This is a genomic window from Bacillus sp. SIMBA_154 (assembly GCF_046536015.1).
Classification (GTDB): Bacteria; Bacillota; Bacilli; order Bacillales; family Bacillaceae; genus Bacillus; species Bacillus pumilus_P.
The window spans coordinates 1-243 of record NZ_JAWJBV010000561.1 but is presented as its reverse complement, the minus strand read 5'-3'; the positions used below and the strand labels follow the sequence as shown (position 1 = coordinate 243).

General features: G+C 57.6%; 1 protein-coding gene. It reads left to right on the top strand.

The genetic code is table 11. The annotated features are described in order from the left end of the window. Positions 1–48: 48 nt before the first annotated feature. Positions 49–243, top strand: a 195-nt coding sequence (locus tag R0K30_RS23160; RefSeq protein ID WP_410613342.1) for a hypothetical protein, incomplete at its 3' end; no start/stop codon positions are given.

Here is a 243-nt window from a genome sequence, read left to right as displayed (position 1 = left end):
AGCCTGCAAGACACGAGCCATTACGATTCGAAGCAGGCGAGCGGCGGTGTGTCTGTCAGCGTTTGCGTGCCGCCGATCTGTTACGGCGCATCGAGCGTGGCCGGGAATATCAGCCAGCAGAAGATGAACAGCGATTACGCGGCGGTCGGCGAACAGTCTGGTATCAAAGCTGGCGACGGCGGATTTGATATCAACGTGAGCGGCAATACCGATCTGAAGGGTGGAGTCATCGCTAGTAGCGAT